Origin of the sequence: Nocardia barduliensis (genome assembly GCF_013315795.1) — a bacterium.
Taxonomy (GTDB): Bacteria; Actinomycetota; Actinomycetes; order Mycobacteriales; family Mycobacteriaceae; genus Nocardia; species Nocardia barduliensis.
In genome coordinates, this window is record NZ_JABLTE010000027.1 from 1 (window position 1) to 21,281 (window position 21,281).

18 protein-coding genes are annotated in these 21,281 nt (G+C 69.8%); 15 read left to right on the top strand and 3 right to left on the bottom strand.

What is annotated here, in order from left to right:
- Positions 1-183: 183 nt before the first annotated feature.
- Complete coding sequence (gene secA / locus HOV91_RS14010; RefSeq protein WP_174185820.1) at positions 184-3,048, top strand: preprotein translocase subunit SecA; 2,865 nt, start codon at positions 184-186, stop codon at positions 3,046-3,048.
- Between the two features lie 88 nt (positions 3,049-3,136).
- On the opposite strand, the gene HOV91_RS14015 is transcribed toward secA, so the two are convergent.
- Genes HOV91_RS14015 through HOV91_RS14025 form a run of 3 tightly spaced genes read right to left on the bottom strand, consistent with a single transcriptional unit; the run spans position 3,137 to position 6,160 of the window.
- Complete coding sequence (locus tag HOV91_RS14015) at positions 3,137-3,628, bottom strand: hypothetical protein (RefSeq protein ID WP_174185821.1); 492 nt, start codon at positions 3,626-3,628, stop codon at positions 3,137-3,139.
- Positions 3,629-3,638: 10 nt separating this feature from the next.
- Positions 3,639-4,142 carry a hypothetical protein gene (locus HOV91_RS14020; protein ID WP_174185822.1) on the bottom strand — a complete coding sequence of 168 codons (504 nt, stop codon included), beginning with the start codon at positions 4,140-4,142 and terminating at the stop codon, positions 3,639-3,641.
- Positions 4,139-6,160: a peptidoglycan DD-metalloendopeptidase family protein gene (locus HOV91_RS14025; RefSeq protein ID WP_246350083.1), complete on the bottom strand. Its 2,022-nt coding sequence runs from the start codon at positions 6,158-6,160 to the stop codon at positions 4,139-4,141. Before HOV91_RS14025 ends, HOV91_RS14020 begins: the two co-directional genes overlap by 4 nt.
- Before the next feature lie 273 nt (positions 6,161-6,433).
- On the opposite strand from HOV91_RS14025, the gene HOV91_RS14030 reads away from it, so the two are divergent.
- From HOV91_RS14030 to HOV91_RS14095, 14 genes are all read left to right on the top strand, one after another.
- On the top strand, positions 6,434-7,048 hold the full coding sequence (locus HOV91_RS14030) for a helix-turn-helix transcriptional regulator (protein ID WP_174185823.1): 615 nt from the start codon (positions 6,434-6,436) through the stop codon (positions 7,046-7,048).
- 12 nt (positions 7,049-7,060) lie between these two features.
- Entirely contained in the window at positions 7,061-7,684 is a 624-nt protein-coding gene (locus tag HOV91_RS14035) for a Pvc16 family protein (protein ID WP_174185824.1), read from the top strand.
- Positions 7,681-9,726, top strand: a complete 2,046-nt coding sequence (locus HOV91_RS14040) for an ATP-binding protein (protein ID WP_174185825.1) — start codon at positions 7,681-7,683, stop codon at positions 9,724-9,726. The genes HOV91_RS14035 and HOV91_RS14040 overlap by 4 nt, the downstream gene beginning before the upstream one ends.
- A 135-nt stretch (positions 9,727-9,861) precedes the next feature.
- Positions 9,862-11,991 carry a PASTA domain-containing protein gene (locus HOV91_RS14045; protein ID WP_174185826.1) on the top strand — a complete coding sequence of 710 codons (2,130 nt, stop codon included), beginning with the start codon at positions 9,862-9,864 and terminating at the stop codon, positions 11,989-11,991.
- A 7-nt stretch (positions 11,992-11,998) separates the two neighbouring features.
- Positions 11,999-12,784, top strand: a complete 786-nt coding sequence (locus HOV91_RS14050) for an eCIS core domain-containing protein (RefSeq protein WP_174185827.1) — start codon at positions 11,999-12,001, stop codon at positions 12,782-12,784.
- A 41-nt stretch (positions 12,785-12,825) separates the two neighbouring features.
- The gene (locus HOV91_RS14055; RefSeq protein WP_174185828.1) at positions 12,826-14,355 is read left to right on the top strand and encodes a phage tail sheath family protein; all 1,530 of its coding nucleotides are present in this window, start codon (positions 12,826-12,828) and stop codon (positions 14,353-14,355) included.
- Positions 14,356-14,383: 28 nt separating this feature from the next.
- A complete protein-coding gene (locus HOV91_RS14060; protein ID WP_174185829.1) occupies positions 14,384-14,827 on the top strand; it encodes a phage tail protein in 444 nt (147 codons plus the stop codon).
- A gap of 8 nt (positions 14,828-14,835) precedes the next feature.
- Positions 14,836-15,261, top strand: a complete 426-nt coding sequence (locus HOV91_RS14065) for a hypothetical protein (protein WP_312884606.1) — start codon at positions 14,836-14,838, stop codon at positions 15,259-15,261.
- The gene (locus tag HOV91_RS14070; RefSeq protein WP_174185831.1) at positions 15,258-15,413 is read left to right on the top strand and encodes a DUF6760 family protein; all 156 of its coding nucleotides are present in this window, start codon (positions 15,258-15,260) and stop codon (positions 15,411-15,413) included. The genes HOV91_RS14065 and HOV91_RS14070 overlap by 4 nt, the downstream gene beginning before the upstream one ends.
- A gap of 5 nt (positions 15,414-15,418) precedes the next feature.
- Entirely contained in the window at positions 15,419-17,935 is a 2,517-nt protein-coding gene (locus tag HOV91_RS14075; protein ID WP_174185832.1) for a hypothetical protein, read from the top strand.
- 21 nt (positions 17,936-17,956) lie between these two features.
- Positions 17,957-18,394 (top strand): phage tail protein, encoded by a 438-nt coding sequence (locus tag HOV91_RS14080; RefSeq protein WP_174185833.1) that lies wholly within the window; start codon positions 17,957-17,959, stop codon positions 18,392-18,394.
- Between the two features lies 1 nt (position 18,395).
- Positions 18,396-19,145, top strand: coding sequence for a CIS tube protein (locus HOV91_RS14085; RefSeq protein WP_174185834.1), 750 nt, complete (start codon positions 18,396-18,398; stop codon positions 19,143-19,145).
- Positions 19,146-19,151: 6 nt separating this feature from the next.
- A complete protein-coding gene (locus tag HOV91_RS14090; protein ID WP_174185835.1) occupies positions 19,152-20,978 on the top strand; it encodes a VgrG-related protein in 1,827 nt (608 codons plus the stop codon).
- Between the two features lie 20 nt (positions 20,979-20,998).
- Positions 20,999-21,280, top strand: a complete 282-nt coding sequence (locus tag HOV91_RS14095) for a PAAR domain-containing protein (protein ID WP_174185836.1) — start codon at positions 20,999-21,001, stop codon at positions 21,278-21,280.
- Position 21,281: the final 1 nt, after the last annotated feature.

The following is a 21,281-nucleotide window of genomic DNA, read 5'->3' on the forward strand; positions in this document are numbered from 1 at the left end:
ACAAAGGGGCCGCGAACACCCAGCGCCGCAGGCGCTGGCAAAACCAACACAGCCAACACAGCTGCACATCGGGCAGACCATTACCATGAAACGTGCAGCGGATTCCGCGCAACCGCGTGGGCCGCACCGGCCCGGGGGCCGACGACACGTTTTGCCACACCGACCAGAGGACTGACGAGACCCGTGCCTGCGCTGACACTGACGAGGTTGCTACGGATTGGTGAGGGTCGCACCGTGAAGCGGCTCTCGCATTTCGCCGACCAGGTCCTCGCCCTCGAACCGGAGTACGAGGATCTCAGCGACGCGGAGCTGCGGGCCAAGACCGACGAGTTCCGTGAGCGCTACGCCGAGATGGTCGAGGAGGGCGAGAGCGATCCGCTCGGCCAGCTGATGGCCGAGGCGTTCGCGGTCGCGCGTGAGGCGTCTTGGCGCGTGCTCAGCCAGAAGCATTACAAGGTGCAGATCATGGGTGGTGCCGCGCTGCACACCGGCAATATCGCCGAGATGAAGACCGGTGAGGGCAAGACCTTGACCTCGGTGCTTCCGGCCTACCTCAACGCGATCAGCGGCGACGGCGTGCACGTGGTCACCACGAACGATTACCTGGCCAAGCGCGACTCCGAGTGGATGGGCCGCGTGCACCGGTTCCTCGGCCTCGAGGTCGGCGTGATCCTTTCCGGCATGAGCCCGGCCCAGCGCCGGGTGGCCTACAACGCCGACATCACTTACGGCACGAACAACGAGTTCGGTTTCGACTACCTGCGCGACAACATGACCCACTCGCTGGACGATTTGGTGCAGCGCGGGCACAACTTCGCCATCGTCGACGAGGTCGACTCCATCCTGATCGACGAGGCGCGTACTCCGCTGATCATCTCCGGCCCCGCCGACGCTTCCTCGAAGTGGTACGCCGAGTTCGCCCGCATCGCGCCGCTGCTGAAGAAGGACCTGCACTACGAGGTCGACATCAAGAAGCGCACGATCGGCGTGCACGAGGCGGGCGTGGAGTTCGTCGAGGACCAGCTCGGCATCGACAATCTCTACGAGGCAGCCAACTCGCCCCTGGTGAGCTACCTGAACAACGCGATCAAGGCCAAGGAGCTCTACACCCGCGACAAGGACTACATCGTCCGCGACGGCGAGGTGATCATCGTCGACGAGTTCACCGGCCGCATCCTGGTCGGGCGCCGCTACAACGAGGGCATGCACCAGGCGATCGAGGCCAAGGAAGGGGTGGAGATCCAGCCGGAGAACCAGACCTTGGCCACCATCACGCTGCAGAACTACTTCCGCCTCTACGACACGCTGTCCGGCATGACCGGCACCGCCGAGACCGAGGCCGCCGAGCTGCACCAGATCTACAACCTCGGCGTGGTACCCATCCCGACCAACAAGCCGATGGTCCGCGCCGACCAGTCCGACCTGATCTACAAGACCGAGGAGGCCAAGTTCTCCGCCGTGGTCGACGACGTCACCGAGCGGCACGAGAAGGGCCAGCCGGTGCTGATCGGCACCACCAGCGTCGAGCGCTCGGAGTACCTGTCCAAGCAGTTCACCAAGCGCGGCATCCCGCACAACGTGCTGAACGCGAAGTTCCACGAGAAGGAAGCGGAGATCATCGCCGAGGCCGGACGGCCGGGCGCGGTGACCGTCGCGACGAACATGGCCGGTCGCGGTACCGACATCGTGCTCGGCGGCAACCCGGACATCATCGCCGACATCCTGCTGCGCAAGCAGGGTCTGGACCCGGTCGAGACGCCGGAGGAGTACGAGCGCGCCTGGCTGCCCACGCTGGACCAGGTCAAGGCCCAGACCGCCGAGGACGCCGACGCGGTGCGCGAGGCGGGCGGCCTCTACGTGCTCGGCACCGAGCGGCACGAGTCGCGCCGTATCGACAACCAGTTGCGCGGCCGCTCCGGTCGTCAGGGCGATCCGGGCGAGTCCCGCTTCTACCTGTCGCTGGGTGACGAGCTGATGCGGCGGTTCAACGGCGCGGCGCTGGAAGCGATCATGACGCGGCTGAATCTGCCCGACGACGTGCCGATCGAGGCGAAGATGGTGTCCAAGGCCATCAAGAGCGCGCAGACCCAGGTCGAGCAGCAGAACTTCGAGATCCGCAAGAACGTCCTCAAGTACGACGAGGTGATGAACCAGCAGCGCACCGTCATCTACGGCGAGCGCAACCGGATCCTGCGCGGTGAGGACATGGAGGGCCAGGTCCAGGGCATGATCACCGACGTGATCACCGCTTACGTGGACGGCGCCACCGCCGAGGGCTATGTCGAGGACTGGGATCTGGACAAGCTGTGGACGGCGCTGAAGACGCTGTACCCGGTGAGCCTGGACTACCGCGACCTGGCCGGCGAGACCGAGGTCGGTGAGGCGGGCGAGCTGACCCGCGAGGAACTGCTCGAAGCGCTGCTGGACGACGCGCACGACGCCTACGAGCGGCGCGAGGCCGAGATCGATGGGCTCGCCGGCGAGGGCAGCATGCGCAATCTCGAACGCCAGGTGCTGCTGTCGGTGCTCGACCGCAAGTGGCGCGAGCACCTCTACGAGATGGATTACCTCAAGGAGGGCATCGGCCTGCGTGCGATGGCGCAGCGCGACCCGCTGGTGGAGTACCAGCGCGAGGGCTTCGACATGTTCACCGCGATGCTCGACGGCCTCAAGGAGGAGTCGGTCGGCTTCCTGTTCAACCTGCAGGTCGAGGTGCAGCAGCCGCAGCCGGAGGGTGTCGCGGTCGACGCGGGCCTGCGTTCGCCGGTCGGGGCCATGACCGCTCCGCGTCCGCTGCCGACCGAGGAGGCGCCCGCCGCGAACGGGCACGGCGCGCCCGCGGCTTTGCGTGCCAGGGGCATCGATGACACCGCCGCGCGCGGTTTCAGTTACTCCGGGCCCGACGAGGGCGGCCGGGCCGCGGTGCACAGCGACGCCGAAGAGTACGGTGCGGACGGCGGTCCGCAGCCCACCCGTCGCGAGCGCCGTGAGGCGGCCCGCGCGGAGGCCAAGGGCCGGCGCGGCCCGAAGTCCCGTCGCCGCCACTGATCCGCTGAATCACGAAGGCGCCCAGGGTTTCCCCTGGGCGCCTTCGTTTTCCGCATCGCCCTCTGCCGCAGCGGGACGCCGGTGCCGCTCAGACGACTTCGATCGAGGCTATGCGCCACCCCTGGTCGGTGCGTTGGACGAAGACGCGCGCGTCGAGGCTGGTGGTTTCGACGATCGTCCCTTCGGGTGTCTTGACCGCCTGGGTGATCATCACGAGCCGGTCGATGCGGTCCGCGGTGTCGGGATCGTGTTCGGTGCCCATGACCAGGACGGTCGCTTCCACGGTGGCGCGGTCGCGGGCCCACTGGTCCCATTGCGCGCCGGGGCCCCGTTCGGTGTTGTTGCCCGACTTGGCCGCCAGGTCCGTGGTGAGCCAGGGGGACGCGCGACGATAGGCGTCGGCGCGGCTCTGGTCGGGGCCGGGGCGCCAGGTGAACATGGTCTGCAACCCGGAGCGGATGGCGGCGATCGCCTCCTTGTCGCCCTCGTGCGCGTCGCTGCCTGCGTGGTCGGAGCAGCCGACGCCGAGGGCGGCGAGGATCAGCGCCGCGATCATGAGTGTGCACCGAAGGATGGACACGGCAATCTCCTCAGAAGCGCACCGCTCGGATGCGCCAGCCTTGTTCGGTCTCGATCAGTGTGGCCCAAGCGGTCAGGTCGATGGTGTCGATCGGGCGGCCGCCCGGCTCGGTGACGGTCTGGTTGATCAGCACGACGCGGTCGATCCGGCCGGGCTGGTCGGGTGGGTGCTCGTCGGTGGATACGTCGACCGCGACCCGCACCGCCGCGCCCGCCCTTGCCCAGGCGTTCCACTGGGTTTTGGAGCCGCCCTCGGTGCGGTCGCGCGCACGCGCCGCGAGCTCGTCGGTGAGGTAAGGACGGGCACGGGCATAGGCGTCGTCGGGGGACCTGTCGGTGGTAGGCCGCCAGCCGAACATCGTGGTGAAAGCGGCGCGCAACACCACGTGCGGGTCGGCGGTCTCGGCGGCGCCGAGCGGGGCGGGCAGCGGCAAGCCCGGCACGGTTGCCGCGCAGCCGCCCACCGCCAGCATGGCCAGCGCCGCGGCGCAGAAGCGCAACAGGTTTCGGGTCATGACATACTCCGGATCTTCGCGCCAGGGGGAATCGGCGCCTCCGCGACCTTGCCGTCCTCGGCCGACGCGTGGATCATCCTGCCGTCGCCGATAGCGATGCCGACGTGGCGCGGCACGCCGTTCGGTCCGAAGCCGGTGTAGACGAGGTGCCCCGGACCGGCGCGGTCGGCGGGCAACTCTTGCCCTTTCGTCCACTGCTGCTGGACGGTTCGGGGCAGCGTCACCGCGCCATCGGTCGCGACGTAGGCCACATAGGTGGCCAGCCCCGGTGAATCGAAGCCGCCTTCCGTGGGGCCTTTGGTGTTTCCGCCGCCCCAGATGTACGCGGCGCCGAGGTACTGCTCGACCGCTTGCACCGCCTTCGAGCCGGACTCGGCGCTCTGGCCCGCGCCTGCGGCGAAGTCGGTTGCCGCGAACTCGCGTTCGTACGCTCGGATCTTGCGCACGTAAGGTTGCGTCTGGGTGGTGTATTCGCCGCCCGACGGCATGCCGCGCGCGGCCTGTACCGCCCCGAACCCGGCGTTGTAGGCGGCCAGGGCCAGGTCGACGGCGTCACCGCGCAGCTGGCCGCCGGTGATCCCCGCCGAGGAGTCGCGCCAGTTCTTGCACATGAAATGCGCTTGCGCGACAACGGCGTCGGCGATGCTGTTGATATCGCTGCGGCCGTCGCCGTCCGCGTCGACCTTCCAGGTCTCCCAGGTGCCTGGCAGGAATTGCGCCGGTCCCATCGCTCCGCTGGATGACACCGGAGCCGTCGCGCCGTGCCGGAAGTTGTTCTCGGCTTTGAGCTGTCCGGCCAGCAGCGGCGCGGTGATGCCGCTGCCGGGACAGTCGGCGGCGCCTTTGCGCAGCCACGGCACGAACTCCGGCGGCACCTTGCCCGGAGCGAGTCCGGCGCCCGGGCGGACCGCGCAGTCGGCGATCGAGTGGGCCATCTTCAACGCCGATTGGTCGGCCGCCGGGGCGGCTTGGTCGAGCAGCGGAGCCGGGTCGACGAATCTGCCGTTCTGCAGCCTGCCGCCCTGCCACAGTTCGAAGTGCAGATGGGGACCGCTGGACGCGCCGTTGCTGCCGACGTCGGCGATGTGCTGGCCCGCCTTGACCACGTCACCGGTGGCGACGTGCATCCCGTCGTCGTACATGTGACCGTAGACGGTCGAGACCAGGCCGTCGGCGGTGGTGGAGTCGATGACGATCCAGTTGCCGAAACCCGTCGCCTGTCCCGCGGCCACCACCTTGCCGTCCAGCGCGGCGAAGATCGGCGTGCCGCGCTTGGCCGCCAGGTCCATGCCGCGGTGGAACTCGCCGCCGCGGTTGCCGAAGCGGGAGGAGACGGTGTAGCTGCCCTTCGCCATCGGCCCGTTGAGCACGACGCACGGTGGCGGCTGCGAAAGATCCAGTGGCAGAACGCGTTCCGGCGGACGGTAACGCACGGGGACCGGCGGCCGCTGCGGATCCGGCGAGGGAGGTGGCGGCGGGGGCGGCTCCGAGGTGGTCGTATCGGGCGCGGTCGTCGTCGGGCGGGTGGTCGTGGTCGTCGTGCCGGTCGTGCTCGTGGTCGTGGTCGTCGGGCACGGGACCGACGTCGCGGTGGCTGCGGTCGTGGTCGTCCGGCAGGTGGGCGGCGTGGACGGGCAAGCGGCTCGGCCTGCCACGTCCGTCGGAGCCACCGTGCCGCACACTGTCGTCGTGGTGGGAGCCGCTGTGGTTGCGGTGCCGGACGTTTCGGCCTGCGTGCTCGTGACGATCGAGGTGACCGCCGCGCCCACCGTGGTCGTCGGCGGTTGGAGCCGGGTGGTGGCAACCGATTGCGTGGTCACCGGTGCGGATCGTTCGGCCTGCGTCGGAACCGGGGTACCCGGCGGTTGGGACGCGATCGGCTGGGCCCAGGCACGCGCTCCGCGATCGGCGCCGAGCGGCGTTTGCGTGACGCAGACGAACACGATCGGCACCGTCACCGCTATGAGCAGCGTCAGGGTGCCGGACAGGCGGAGCTTTCCGCGTAGGTGTCGGAGCATCGTCGGTTCCCCCGGTAGACGAAGGCGGACGCCACACAGCGTCGCGCCGCCGCGCGAGTCCCGCATCCACCCGCAACGGCGACGGCTTCGACACACGGCGGCACCGGTGCCCGTCGTCGTGCTTTCCCACCTGCGTGGATGCCCGGAGGTACCGTGCCCGAACGGGCAACGACCTGCGCGTTTAGTCCTCGTTCAATGCACGGTTAGTGGTCCGCGCAGGCTCTGTGACAGGCGTCGGGCAGGGCCGGCGCGGAAGTAGCCGAGAGGTGCACGATGGACAGAACCGCGATCTATGTGGAAGCGCGCGACCCGATCTCGCGGGCGGGCCTGATCGCCCAGCTGCGGCCGCGCACGGAGATCCTCGTCGTCGACGACCCGGCACGCGCGGTGGTCGCGCTGGTCGTCGCCGACACGGTCGACGAACATACGTTGCGGACGCTGCGCCGTATGCAGCGAGACGGCAGGCGCCCGGTACTGGTGGCCGCCGATTTCGACGAACACGGTCTCGCGGCCGCCGTCGAAGCCGGAATCGCGGGACTGGTGCGACGCCAGGAGGCGACGTCGGAACGCCTGACGCACGCGGTCTGCGCTGCGGCGCGTGGCGAGGGGACCGTGCCGCCCGATCTGCTCGGCAGGTTGCTCGACCAGGTCGGACGGCTGCAGCGGCAGATGTTGCATCCGCGGGGCCTCAGTCTCACCGGCCTGACCCACCGGGAGATCGAGATCCTGCGCTTGGTCGCCGAAGGCGACGACACTGCCGAGATCGCCGCCAAGCTCTGCTATTCGCAGCGCACCATCAAGAACGCGCTGCACGACATCACCAGCAGGCTGCAGCTGCGCAACCGGTCGCACGCGGTCGCCTACGCGCTGCGCCAAGGCTTGATCTAGGGCGGTGGCACAGTGTTCGTCGAGGTGGACGAGGCGCTGCGGGCGCTGGTCGGCGCGGACGCCGTCGACCGTAACGAGGTCGACGTGGTGTTCGACGCGCCGACGAAGGAGTGGGCGGCACGGCGGAACGCGCCCACGGTCAACATGTTTCTCTACGATATCCGCGAGGATCTGCGGCGGCGCCAGCGCGGTCTGATCAACGAGTACGACGAGAACCGCGTGGTCGTCCGCAGGCACCAGGGGCCGCGCTATTTCAAACTCTCCTACCTCATCACGGCGTGGACGCAGCGGCCGGAAGACGAGCACCGCCTGCTGTCGGCGCTGCTGTCCTGCTTCCTGCGCCACGACTCGATTCCGGGTGAGTCGCTGAGCGGAACGCTGGCCGAGATCGGTCTTCCCGTGGCGCTGAACATCGCGTTGCCGCCGCCGGAGGACCGGTCGTTCGCGGACGTGTGGTCGGCGTTGGGCGGCGAGTTGAAGCCGTCGCTGGATCTGGTGGTCACCGCGCCCGCGGACGCCGGGCGGGCGGTACCCGCGGCCGTGCCCGCCCGCGCGGGTGTTTCGGTCGGCATGCAGGACCGGCACGGCCCGGCTGCCGACGCGCCGCGCGGCAAGCGGGCGGAGCGGCGACCGTGAGCGCCGCGAGCCTGCGCTATCTGCTCGCCCGGCTGGCCGTCATCGAGGCACGGGTACGGCGGGCTGTCGCGCAGCGCCGCGCGGACGATCCGCAACCCGACGACCCGTTTCGCGGGCTGTACCTGTCCGACGAGGCGGTCGAGCGCCTGCTGAGTTCGGCGCGTGCGCCGCTGTCCCCCGACCCGCTGGAGTCGCGGCGGGCCGGTGACGCGGAAGCGATCGCCGCCGCGGCGCGTGTGGAGGGCGAGCAGGTCCGCCTGGCCCGGGTGATCGAGGAATTCGGACTGGACACGTTGGACGCGGAGATCCTCCTGGTCGCGCTGGCGCCGGACGTGGACTCCCGCTTCGAATGGCTCTACGGCTATCTCAACGACGATGTGACGCGGCGTCGAGCGACCGTGGGACTGGCCCTCTCGCTGTGCGGCGTGCCCGCGGCGGCCGCGGCGGGACGCGCGCGCTTCAGCGCCGAAAGCGCCCTGGTCGGCGGCGGGCTCGTGACGATAGCGGAGACCGAACGCCCGCTGCTGGCGCGGATATTGTGTATACCCGACCGCGTGGTCGGTTATCTGCTCGGGGATGACACGCCCGCTCCCGAACTGTGCCTGGCGGTCGCACCCGCCCCACCCGAGCTGGACTACCCGGACCCAGGGCTGGTCGCCGCCCTTTCCCGTCGGCATGTGGTGGTGTACCTGCGCGAACGGCCCGGCGGCGGCGGTACGGCGGTCGCCGCGGCGGCGGCCCGCCGACTCGGTCGCGAAGCCTTGATCGTGGACCTGTCGCTGGTCGCCGACCAGCCGGGCACGATCGCGACGGCGGTGCTGGAGGCACGGCTGTGCGGCGCCGTGCTGGTGGCCGCGGGCGTCGACGGGCTCGCCGACCGGCCCGAGACCATCCGCGCGCTCGCGGACGCGCGGGCGACCGTGGTGCTGGTGGGCAGCGCGGTCTGGGACCCGGCCTGGGCCCGGCGTCAGCCGATACCGCTCGACGTGCCCGCCCCGAGCGCAGCGGACCGCTCCCGGATGTGGCGTGCCGTGCTCGCCGACCCACTGTCCGACGGGCTCGACGCGGCGGCGGCGACCATGCAGTTCGTGCTCACCCCGGAGCAGGTCGTGCGTGCCGCCGCCGCGGCGGCCGTGCGGGCCGAGCTCGCAGGACGTCCGGTGTCCGCCGAAGACCTGCGCTTCGGCGCCCGCGCTCAGAACGGAGCCGGGCTCGAGCGCCTGGCCCGGCGGATCGAACCGACGGTCGGCTGGCCGGATCTCGTTCTGCCGCAGACGGTTCTGAGCCAGCTGCGCGAGGTGGCGTTGCGCGCCCGGCAACGGACCGTGGTGCTCGACGAATGGCGGATGCGGCCGGGCGGCGGGCGGGGACGCGGCGTGACCGCGCTGTTCACCGGCGACTCCGGGACCGGCAAGACGATGTCGGCGGAGGTGATCGCCGCCGATCTGGGCCTCGACCTCTACACGGTGAACCTCGCGACCGTGGTGGACAAGTACATCGGCGAGACCGAGAAGAACCTGGAGCGCATCTTCGTCGCGGCGGCCGGGGTCAACGCGGTGCTGCTGTTCGACGAGGCGGACGCGCTGTTCGGCCGTCGTACGGAGGTGCGCGACTCGCACGACCGGTACGCGAACATCGAGAGCGCGTACCTGCTGCAGCGGATGGAGTCGTTCGACGGGCTCGCGATCCTGGCGACCAATCTCCGCGCCAACCTGGACGACGCGTTCACCCGGCGGCTGGACGCGGTGGTCAACTACCCGGCGCCGGACGAGGACGCGCGCCGCAGCCTGTGGGAACGCTGTGTCGGCACCAGGATTCCGCGCAGCGCCGACTTGGACCTGGACTTCTGCGCCCGCTCCTTCGAGTTGTCCGGCGGAAATATTCGTTCGGCGGTGATCACCGCGGCCTACTTGGCCGCGGGCGCCGGACGTGAGCTGTGCACCGCCGACCTGGTCGCGGGGGTGCACCGGGAATACCGCAAGCTCGGAAGGCTCACGCTGGCCAGGGAATTCGGTCCCTATCACGAGTCCGTGCGCCAGTAGCGCAAGCCTGCCCGCAAGGGCAGGCATCGGTGCCCGCACGGGCAGGAAGGACTTCCCTCGCGCCGTCACGTCGGCCGACTGTCCGCGTTGCCACTCCGGTCGATACTCGACTCACCCGACATGCGGAGGTGAGCCGTGCGCGATTGCTCGACCTGCGGGACGACCAATTCGCCAGATGCCGAGTTCTGCGTCAACCCGCAGTGCCGCACCTATCTGGGCTGGGCGACGAGCGCGGCCGCGGCGGTGCGCGAGCAACCCAGCGGAGCGCGTGCCGACACCCCCGTGACGGCCGGGGTGGCGCCGGGTCCGCCCGGGCCTGTCGGCGCACCGGCAGGGGCGCAGGGGAATCCGCAGCGCTACGGCGTTCACCTGGCCATCGAACAGAATCAGTTGACCGTCGACCCCGGCTCGGCGGTGGTCACCACGCTCACCGTGCACAACACCGGCACCCGAGTGGAGGAATTCGAACTCGGCGTCGCGGGCCCCATGCGCCCGTTCGCGCACCTCGAACCCGCGGTGCTGAGTGTCTTCCCGGACGACAGGGCCACCGCGGTGCTGCGGTTCGCGCCGCCCCGCGATCCCAGGACCCGGGCGGGGCAGGCGCCGTTCCTGGTCGGCGTCCGGTCCCGGGTGAACGCGCGGGTCTCCGACAGCGGTTCGGGCACGCTGACGATCGGCTCGTTCACCGACGTGCGGGCGGCGCTGCGGCCGGAGACCAGTCGCGGTCGCAAGGCCGGGACGCACACCGTCACCATAACGAACGCGGGCAACGTCCCGCTGGCGGTGCAGATCGTGCTCACCGACCGCACGGGCACGCTGACGTTCCAGCCGCCCCGGGCGGTCGCGCAGCTCACCCCCGGCGGGGCGGCGGATACCCCGGTGCTGATCGGGGGCGAGCGCAAATGGTTCGGGCGCACCGAATCACACGCGTTCACCGCGCAGGTCGATCGTGCCGACGGTGGCGCACCGGTCACGTTGAACGGCGTGCGCAACCAGGTGCCGGTCTTTCCCTGGTGGGTCCCCGTCGCCGCGGCGGTGCTGCTCGCGCTGACGCTCGCGGTGGTCGCGCTGTTGCCGGGGGACAAGGTCCCGAGCGTCGCGGGCAAGAGCAGGGCGGACGCCGAACGCGCACTGCAGGAGGCCGGGTACCGGCCGGTGTACGTCCCGAAGGTCGACGCCGGCATCCCCTTCGGGCAGGCCATCGGAACCGAACCGCGGGCGAACGAGGAACTCGACCGTGGTTCGCCGGTCAACTTGCACGTGTCGATCGGGCCGTGCGAGGGCGAATGCCTGATCGAGGTGCCCAATGTCTTGGGCCTGCCCCTGGCGGACGCGCAGAAGGCGCTGGAACAAGCGGAATTCGGCGTTCGGCATTTCGAGCAGCAGAGCCCGGAGATCGCCAAGGGCATGGTCATCGCGAGCACACCGGTGGCGGGCGAGCAGAAAGCCCGTGGCAGCGAGGTGGCCCTGGCGGTGTCGTCGGGCCCGGCGTCCACGCCCACATCGGCGGGCCCCACCTCGAGCGCCGGTCCCGGTGACGACAAGGGCGGGCCCGGCAAGGAAGGGACCGGCACGGACGGGACCGGCGAGGGCAAGGAGCAGGTGCCGGTGCCCGATGTAGCCGGGCTCCCGGAAGCGGAAGCGGTCGCGAAAATCCGGGAGAAGGGCTTGACCGCGACCACGGTCGGCAAGCCGGACGACACCGTGGCCAAGGGGATCGTGCTGGCTGTCGAGCCGGCAGCGAAAACCATGGTGGCCGCGGGATCAGCGGTCACGGTGACCGTGTCGAGCGGTCCCAAGCCGATCGAGGTGCCCGGTCTGGCCGGGAAGCCGAAGGCGGAGGCGATCACGAAACTGGAAGCCCTCGGGCTGAAGACCAAGGTCGGCGGGAAGGCGAGCGCCACGGTGGCCGCGGGCACCGTGCTGTCCACCGCGCCCGCGGGCGGGGCTCAGGTGCGGCCGGGGACCGAGGTCACCGTGGTGGTGTCCCAGGGGCCCTCCTGCAAATCCGGCTTCGTCTTCCGGTTGGCCGCTCCGGACGACCCGGTCTGCGTCCTTCCAGCGACCGCGGACCGCACGAAAAACGAGAACGAACAAGCCAAGTACCGAGTGAGCACCACCGACCACCGCTATGGTCCCGACACCTGTGTCCAGGGCTTCGTCTGGCGCGAGGCGGTGCCGAACGACCACGTGTGCGTTCCCACTCAGTCCCGCACGGACGCGGCCGCCGACAACGCCGCCGACAAAGACCGACACGTCAAGTGAGGCAATCATGCGAGAACACGAGCACGAGAACGTCGAGAGTGCGCTGCGGCCGAAGTCCGGCCGGGTGGCGGAGCCGGAGACCGCGCTGCAACTGCGGGCGGCGCTGTCGGGACGGCTGGAGGCGACCTCGCCCAGCGGACTGATCGACTTGCAACGCTCGGCCGGAAACGCCGGCACCGCGAAGCTGTTCGAGGACCCGTCACCGGTACACGAAGTCGTCGCCTCCGGCGGCGGGCGGCAGCTCGAACCCGAGGTGCGCGCCGACATGGAATCCCGATTCGGTCAGGACTTCGGTGATGTCCGGGTGCACACCGATGGCGCCGCGCACGAATCGGCGAAATCGGTACAGGCCCACGCCTACACGGTCGGTTCGAACATCGTGTTCCAGCGCGACGCCTACGACCCGTCCTCCGCGGCCGGGCGGCACACCCTCGCCCACGAGCTGACCCACGTGGTGCAGCAGCGCAACGGCCCGGTCGACGGCACCGACACCGGTGGCGGGCTGAAGGTCAGCGATCCGTCCGACCGCTTCGAACGCGAGGCCGTGGCCACTGCCGACCGCGTCCTGTCCACGCCCCCGGCCTCGCAGGCTTCCCCCGGCCACGAGGTTCAACGCTGCGCCGAACACCACGCCGTGCAGCGCACCGAGGAACCGGAAGAGGACGAGCCGACGGCCCAGACCTACGTGCAGCGCGCCGAGAGCGAGGAAGAGCGGAACGAGCTGCCCGATGAGGCAGTCTCCGTTTCCCGAACACACATCCCTTCGGCCGTACAACGTCCTCGCGCTTCGTAAGACGCTGTAGGAGCACAGTTCACCTCTAGCGAGGAGGCGTTATGCCGACCTATCTGTCACCCGGCGTGTATGTCGAGGAGGTGGAGGCCGGGTCGCGACCGATCGAGGGGGTCGGCACGGCGGTGGCGGCCTTCGTCGGGTTCGCCGCCGACGGGCCCTTCAACGAACCGACACTGGTCACCAACTGGAGCCAGTTCTCCCAGCGGTTCGGTGACTTCGTGGAAGGCAGCTATCTAGCGCACGCCGTGTACGGGTACTTCGCCAACGGCGGCGGCGCCTGCTATGTGATCCGGGTCGGACTGGACGGCAACGGCACGAGGCGCGGGGAGCTGCCCGCGGGCGTGCGGCAAGCGGAGCTGGGCGCATACCGGGTGACCGCGCGGGACTCCAGCGACGGCAGAGCCGACCTCACCGTCGAGATCAAACCGGTGGAGGGAGAGGCGGCATCCGAGGATCAGTTCTCGGTCGTGGTCAAACGCGGTTCGAAGGTGGAGGAGTCGATCGGACCGGTCACGATCAAGCGCGGCAAGGACAACGTGGTGACGGTCGTGCGGGCGCAGTCCAAGCTCATCACGATCGAGGAGACGGGTGGCGCCCAGGCCCGGCCGGACTTCGGATCGGTCACACTGGCCGCGCCTGCGCCGCCCCCGACCCCGGAGCGGATCTGCGCCGAGGACTACGTGGGCGACGTCGACGAGCGCACCGGGTTCTCCGGGCTGGCCGCGATCGACGAGGTCACGATGGTGGCGGTGCCCGACCTGATGAGCGCCTACGAGCGCGGGGCGATAGACCTGGAGTCGGTGCAGGCGGTACAGCAGGAGATGATCACCCACTGCGAACTCATGGGTGACCGGGTGGCGATCCTGGATCCGCCGCCGGGCCTGGGCCCACAGCAGGTCAAGGAATGGCGGGTCGAGAAGGCCGGGTACGACTCGAAATACGCGGCGCTGTACTACCCCTGGATCAAGGTGCTCGATCCGGCCGCCGGGACGGCGCGATTCGTCCCGCCGAGCGGTCACGTCGCCGGTATCTGGGCCCGCAACGACGAGTCGCGCGGGGTGCACAAGGCGCCGGCCAACGAGGTGGTCCGCGGAGCGCTCACGCTCGGCGTGCAGCTCACCAAGCCCGAACACGATCTGCTGAATCCCATCGGCGTCAACTGCATTCGTTCCTTCCCCGGGCGCGGCATCCGGGTGTGGGGCGCGCGCACGCTGTCTTCCGACCCGTCGTGGCGCTACCTGAACGTGCGGCGGCTGTTCAACTACCTGGAGGAGTCCATTCTCAACGGCACCCAGTGGGTGGTGTTCGAGCCGAACGACGACGCACTGTGGGCTCGCATCCGGCGCACGATCAGCGCCTTCCTGGTGAACGAGTGGCGTAAGGGCGCGCTGTTCGGCCTTACGCCCGACGAGGCTTTCTACGTCAAGTGCGACCGCGAGACGAACCCGGCCGAATCGATCGACATCGGGCAAGTGATCTGTGAGGTCGGTGTCGCGCCGGTCAAGCCCGCCGAATTCGTGGTGTTCCGGCTCGCCCAGTTCTCCGGCGGAACCAGCCTCGTCAACGAATGACCCGCAGCAGCACAGGAAGTAGGACATCATGGCGCTCCCCGATCTCGACACGTCGGTCGGCCACTCGTTCGGACTGGAAATCGACGGTGTGGTCATCAAGCAGATCTCCGAGGTCTCCGGCCTGAAGCTGGAACAGGACGTGATCGAGCTCAAGCAGAACACCGCCGACGGCAAGTACGTCGTGAAGAAGCTGCCCGGCCGGTACAAGGCGGGGGAGGTCACGCTGACGCGCGGTCTCACCGGCGACAACAGCTTCGAGAAGTGGGTCAAGGACAGCCGATTCGGCAAGATGGGCGCCGCGCGCAAGGGCGGCGCGATCATCGTCTACGACTACGAAGGCCAGGCGCTCAAGCGGTACAAGCTGACCAACGCGTGGCCCAAGTCACTGGAGATCGGCGCGCTGAAGGCGGGTGACACGAGTGTGCTCACCGAGAAACTGGTCGTCACCTACGAGAACATCGAGGTCGAATAGTGCGCCGCGTGCACAACGCCTCGGCCGCGGACGCGCCCGTCGCGAGCACGGCCCCGGCACCGGCGATGCGAACGGAATTTCCGTTCGTGCTGCCACGCGGCTACCTCGACCCCGCGGGCACCGTGCACCGCACGGGTGCGATGCGGCTGGCGACCGCGCGGGACGAGCTGGTTCCGCTGCGCGACGACCGGGTGCGCGAGAATCCGGCGTACCTGTCGGTGGTGCTGATCGCGCGGGTGATCACCCGGCTCGGCACGTTCACCGACATCCACGCCGGAATCGTGGAGGACCTGTTCGCCTCGGATCTCGCGTTCCTGCAGGACCTGTACCAGCGCATCAACGCCGAGGGGCACAGCCGCGCCGCGGTCAGCTGCCCGTCCTGCTCACACGAGTTCACCATCGACCTCGCGGGCAGCCGCGTGGGGGAATCGTGACGTACGGGGTCGACCCGCTGCTCGAGGAGATCTCGTACGTCGCCTACCACTTCCATTGGCCGCTGGGCGAAATCCTCGATCTGGAACATCCGGATCGGCGCCGGTTCGCCGATGAGATCGAGCGCATCAACACCAGAGTCCGAGGGAGGTGAACGGAATGGGGCTGTGGGATCGGCTGTTCTCCTGGCGTCGGCAGGACGGCGACGGATCGGTGCACGCCGGTGCAACTCGCGCGGGGGAGTGGCGGGACGCACCGCCGGTGCAGCGCGTCATCACCGACGTCGCGCTGGTCACTGCCCCAGCCCGATTCGAGTCGGCGCTGGTCTCTCGTCGCGATTTCTCGTTTCGCGGGCCGATCTCCCACGCCGTCGGCGGGGACGCGCCGTCCGGCGTGATCACCGGGCTGGCCACCCACCCCGGGGTGGTGCAGCGAAGGGATGACTCCGCCACCACCGCGCAGCGTGCTCGAATCGAGCCGCCTGCGGTCGAGACGCCGACCGGCCCCGATCGAGCGGTGACGCTTTCGAACGCGGCGTCGATGGTGTCGGCAGCAGGCGCGGTCGAGGTGCCGTTGCGCCGAATACCGCCCGATCCGCCCGCACCAGCTGTAGCGGCTTCCGACCGGACCTTCGCTGCGGTGCAGCGCGAGCCGGTTACCGATGCGTTCGAGGGCTCGATGCCGGACGATCGGGAACCGCCCGAGGCGCCCCGCGGTCGAGACGAAACGGACGACACCGATCGACGCGGCATGAGTCCGATCACCGATACCCCGGCGCGTTCCCTGCCGTCCTCGCCTCCCCGGATACAACGACAGGTCGCGAAAGAACCGGCACGGTCGCGGCGGTACGGTCTCGGCGCTCCGCTGCCGGAGGGCGAAGCCGGAACTAACACCGGGGCAATGCATTTCGCGCAGCTTGTTCCTGAGGCGCGGAGCGCCGCACCGGTAGATCGCGCAGCGGATGTGCAGCGCGCCGCTGAGGTACAGCGACCGATGGACTCGCGTGATGCTCTCGCGGGAGAACTCGACGCGCCCACCGAAACCGGGCAGATCGTCGGCCTGGCGGGGGCGGTGAGTACCACGCCCGCAGCCGACCAGGTGCGCGCCGCCCACGCACGCCATGTTGTCGACGTGCAGAGAACCACGGATGCGGGGGGTGAGGGCGGTCATGAAAGGCCCTCGAAGCCGCTGGCCGCGACGTACGAACCCGACCGTGCCGCCGATGTGACCGGCCCGGAGCGGATAGCTAAGCCGCCGACTGCGACGGACCCGACGCGCGTGGTTTCCACGCAGCGTGCCCCGGACGACCCACGGTTCACACTCCAGCGGGCAACGGAGAGCAGGATTGTGCCGGACCGAAATAGTCGCGCCGTGGCGTCCGAACCACCCGTGATCCAGCGCCGAACCGTCGTGGACCGGCATGGTGCCGCAGGGTCACACGCCGAGCTCCCAGCCCAGGGCGCGGATATCGACAGCGGTGGGCGAACGACGGCATCGCACGGTAGCGACAACCTGCCGACCAGCGGCGTCGAGGCGACCGGGCACTCGGCGGGGATGCGACTCGCTGGAACCCTCGGTGACACAGGCGAGTTCATGCCGGTCGCCGCTTCGATCGCCGGTCCGAGGTCGGAACCCGTTGCGGAGTCACACTTTCCCACAGCACAACGGCTGATCGGCGCGGAGGACGCGTCCGCCTCGTCCGCCGCATCAGGTTCGGCCGAGCCCGCGCACCGAGAACCGTCCGCGGTGACCGTCACCGCCGCGGCGCAGCACACCCACATCTCGCCCGACTCGCGCCCGTCGCGTACCCACAGCTCGGTGCAACGAGCGTCCGGCCGCACCCCGCTGGGTTCCTCCATCGGGCACGAACCGCAGCAACCGAGCCCCGGTTTCGCGGCACACGATCACACCGCTTCCGAACCGCTGCCGAGCGACCGCACCGGAATCGGCACTACCTCGTGGAACGCCCTGTCTACCGTGGCGTCCGCGTCGACGCCCCGCAGCATGCAGCGGATGACGGACCTCGTGTCCTCCCCTCGAACACAGCCCGGCGGGCATCCGATGTCGGCCCCGGCCAGCTCGCAGCGCACCGAACTAACGACTTCCCTACGATCCGGGACGTCAGCGCTTCAGCGTCGGCCCGCGCTCGCCGAGTTGCCGCGTGCGGCCACACCGCACCACATGGAGACGCCGAGTTCCGGAGGATTGTCCGGCAACGCGGATCCGCGAGTGCTCCAACGTGCGAGCCGCACACTCGGCACGCCCGATCTGTCTGCTACGGGCGGTAGTCCGGACGCGCATTCGTCCACCGAGGACCGCACGCCGCACTTTCCCGCCCATGTCGCCGCGATCACCGCATTCGACAGCGACGAACGGACCTACCTGCAGCGCACTCGGACAGACACCGGCGACCTGCCGGAAACTTCCGCCGAGACACCCGCCACGTCCGATCATGCGGCAGCGCACCCGACGGTCGAGCCCGCCACGACACCGCCCTCCGAGTCCGGAGCGACGCAGTCACCCGCGACTTCCGCACCCGCGTCTGCCGCCGGCGTCTCGCCGACCGACATCGACGGTCTCGTCGACCGCCTGTACGAGCCGATCGCCCGCAAGCTCAAAGCCGAACTGCGCCTGGCCCGGGAACGCGCTGGCACTGCCCTGGACCTCCCCCTCTGATCACGACCCGAGGAGCCGACCATGCCCACCGACCTCGACCCCGCCGTCAGCGTCTGTTTCGTCGTAACCATCGACAACATGAGCCTGGGCGCGTTCAACAGCTGCGAGGGCCTCGGTTGCGAGGTGGTGATGGAGCAGCGCGAGGAGGGCGGCAACAACGGATATGTGTGGCAGCTGCCGACCCGGATCAAGTTCAGCAACATCAAGCTGAGCCGCCCGGTCACCCCTGACACGGCCAAAGTCGCCGCGTGGTTCGGCAGCGTCGCGACCGGGGTGCGCGGCAAGACCGGCCAGATCAAGGCGATGACGGCCGACGGCACCGTGGTCGCGCAGTGGGGCCTGCTCGGCGTCATGCCGGTCCGCTGGACCGGTCCGTCGCTGAACGCGGAATCGCCCAAAGTCGCTCTGGAAACCATCGAGATCACCCATCACGGCTTCGTCGAGCCGGGGAGGGCGTGACATGCCCGCGCCGATCGCCTTCAGCGCCACCAGTGCCGGTGGCCCGCAATCCGGCGGCGGGCGGCCGAAGCTTCTGCACGCGTTCCTCGAGGTGCGCGACCCGCCCGTGGAGAAGGGCTCGCTGCAACCCGGACCGCGCCGGGGCCAGATCGACTTCCAGTTCAATCCGAAGGAACTGTCGGTCACCAAGTCGGCCAAGTGGAATCGCGACGCCCAGAAGGGAAGCAAGAAGAGCGGTGTGCCCGAGTTCAAGGGCGCCGACCCGGCCAAACTGACGCTCGAGATGTTCCTCGACGCGGGCGCGGAGCACGACACCAAGGTGGTGGACACCGTCGAGCAACTGTTCGCCTGCTGTGTACCGACCAACGAGAGCCACGACAAGAAGAAGGGCAGCCCGCCGTGGGTGATCTTCCACTGGGGCGGGCTCACCGGATTCACCGCGTACGTGAGCTCGGTCGCGGTCAAGTACACGCTGTTCACCCCCGGCGGGCTGCCGATCCGGGGCACCGCGACCGTCACGATCGAGGAGATCGCCGGTGACCAGGCCAAACAGAATCCGACGTCGGGCAGCCTGACCGCGCGCAAGGTGCACACCGTGGTCGCGGGCGACACCCTGGCCTCGATCGCGTGGCGCGAGTACGGCGACCCGACCCGGTGGCGCGCCGTCGCCCTCGCGAACGCGATCGATGACCCGATGCGGCTGCGCCCCGGCGCGGAACTGCTCATCCCCGCCGCGGAAGAACTGGGGTGACGCCCGATGCCCGCCCAGGATTTCACAAATCAGTTGCTCGTGCGGGTGGCGGGCGCGCCGTTGCCCGACGACGTCGCCGCGCTGCTCACCTACGCCATGGTGGACGACAGCCGCAGCGCGCCGGACCTGTTCGTCCTGCGCTTCCGGGATCCGCACCACGTGGTGCTGGCGAAGGCGAACATCGAGATCGGGGCGACGGTCGCGCTCAGCGTCGCCTCCAACGAGGCGAACACGCCGGTGCCGCTGCTCTCGGCGGAGGTCACCGCGATCGAGAAGGAATTCGACGGCACCGGCACCTTCACCACGGTGCGCGGGCTGGACAGATCGCACCGGCTGCAACGCGGCAGACGCGTAGCGAGTTTCGAGCACATGTCGGCCGCGGACGTGGCACGCCGCGTGGCGGAGGCCGCCGGCATCGAGGTGGGCCGTATCGACGCGAGCGGCGCCGTCGTGGAGCAGATCTCGCAGGGCAACGTGAGCGATTGGGAACTGTTGCGCCAGCTCGCCGCCGACATCGGCGCGGAGGTGGCGGTCACCGACGGGAAGCTCGACTTCGGCAAGCCGACCGCCGCGGCCACCGCGCCGGCGACCGACGCGAAGGCCACCGAGGAGCCGCTGGTCCTGGAATTGGGGCGCAATGTCCTGCGGTTGCGTGCACTGGTCACCTCCGCCGATCAGGTACCAGCGGTGCAGGTGCGCGGCTGGGATGTCACGCGGAAGAAAGCCGTGGTCGCCGAAGCGCCCGCGCGAACGACCAGCGCGGCCAACGGCGTCCGGCCGGATGAGTTGGCCCGGCTGTTCCGAGCGCCCGACCTGGTCGCCGCGCGGGTGCCGCACGGCACGCAGGGCGAGGTGGACGACGCGTGCAAGGCGCTCGCCGAACAGGTCGCCGGTGGGTTCACCGAGCTGGAAGCCCTGCTGCGCGGCAATCCCACCGTGCGCGCGGGCACGGCGGTGGCGCTGGCCAACGTGGGCAAACCGTTCGAAGGCAAGTATTCGGTGACCGCTTCCCGGCACACCTTCGACCCGGTCACCGGCTACACGACCAGTGTGATCGTCAGCGGGACCCGCGATCGCACCCTCGCCGGACTGACGGCGGGCTCGGCGCCGGGCGCTCGCCAGGCGCTGGGCGGGGTGGTGATCGGCCAGGTGAGCGACAACAAAGACCCCGAGAACATGGCCAGGGTGCGGGTTACCTTTCCGTGGCTGGCCGACAGCTTCGTCAGCGCGTGGGCGCGCACCGTGCAGCAGGGCGCGGGAGGGAGACGCGGCACGCTGTTCCTGCCCGAGGTCGGCGACGAGGTACTGGTCGCCTTCGAGCACGGTGACTTCCGCCGCCCCTACGTCGTCGGTGGTCTCTACAACGGCGTGGACGCGCCCCCCGAGGGGGAGGGCGATCTTGTCGACCGCGTCAGCGGTGCGGTGAACCGCCGTTCGATCGTGTCCCGGACCGGCCACCGCCTGGAGTTCCGGGAAGCGTCGGCGGGTGCGCAGGGCGTGCACCTCGCCACCGGGGACGACAAGCTGACCGTCGATTTGGACCGGAAGTCCACGACCATCTCCGTGCACAGCGACGGCACCGTGAGCATCGCCGCGCGCGACGGCGTGACGATCGACGCCGGCGCCGGGACGCTTCGGCTCACGGGCAACGACATCGCCATCGTCGCGAAGAGCGGCGTCAGCATCGACGGCGGCGCCGGTGCGGTGGACGTGTCCAGCACCGCGCAGGTGAAGGTGCAGGGCTCGACGGTGGCGGTGAACGGCAGCGCGAGTGCGGAACTGACGGCGGGCGCGACGGCGACCGTGCGGGCCGGCGTGGTCCGGATCAACTGACGGGAAGGGAAGTGGTGCAGATGCCACCAGCAGCACGGGTCGGTGACCCGACCGCGCACCCAGGTGCGATCGCGCCGCCCGGCGTGCCGACGGTCCTGATCGGGGGCATGCCCGCCGCCACCGTCGGAACCCCGCACGCGTGCTCGTTCCCGCCCCCGGCCGTGCACCCGCCCTCGGCCATCGCCGGGCCCGGCTGCCCGACGGTGCTGATCGGCGGCATGCCCGCCGCCCGGGTCGGCGATCTGTCCGCATGCGGCGCCCCGATCGTGCTCGGCTGCCCGACCGTGCTGATCGGCGGATAGC

Coding starts and splice junctions, on each gene's coding strand:
- HOV91_RS14085 (WP_174185834.1), top strand. CDS start 18,396: ATGCCCGCGCCGATCGCCTTCAGCGCCACCAGTGCCGGTGGCCCGCAA.
- HOV91_RS14020 (WP_174185822.1), bottom strand. CDS start 4,142: ATGACCCGAAACCTGTTGCGCTTCTGCGCCGCGGCGCTGGCCATGCTG.
- HOV91_RS14080 (WP_174185833.1), top strand. CDS start 17,957: ATGCCCACCGACCTCGACCCCGCCGTCAGCGTCTGTTTCGTCGTAACC.
- HOV91_RS14025 (WP_246350083.1), bottom strand. CDS start 6,160: ATGCTCCGACACCTACGCGGAAAGCTCCGCCTGTCCGGCACCCTGACG.
- HOV91_RS14095 (WP_174185836.1), top strand. CDS start 20,999: ATGCCACCAGCAGCACGGGTCGGTGACCCGACCGCGCACCCAGGTGCG.
- HOV91_RS14090 (WP_174185835.1), top strand. CDS start 19,152: ATGCCCGCCCAGGATTTCACAAATCAGTTGCTCGTGCGGGTGGCGGGC.
- HOV91_RS14075 (WP_174185832.1), top strand. CDS start 15,419: ATGGGGCTGTGGGATCGGCTGTTCTCCTGGCGTCGGCAGGACGGCGAC.
- HOV91_RS14060 (WP_174185829.1), top strand. CDS start 14,384: ATGGCGCTCCCCGATCTCGACACGTCGGTCGGCCACTCGTTCGGACTG.
- HOV91_RS14055 (WP_174185828.1), top strand. CDS start 12,826: ATGCCGACCTATCTGTCACCCGGCGTGTATGTCGAGGAGGTGGAGGCC.
- HOV91_RS14030 (WP_174185823.1), top strand. CDS start 6,434: ATGGACAGAACCGCGATCTATGTGGAAGCGCGCGACCCGATCTCGCGG.
- HOV91_RS14050 (WP_174185827.1), top strand. CDS start 11,999: ATGCGAGAACACGAGCACGAGAACGTCGAGAGTGCGCTGCGGCCGAAG.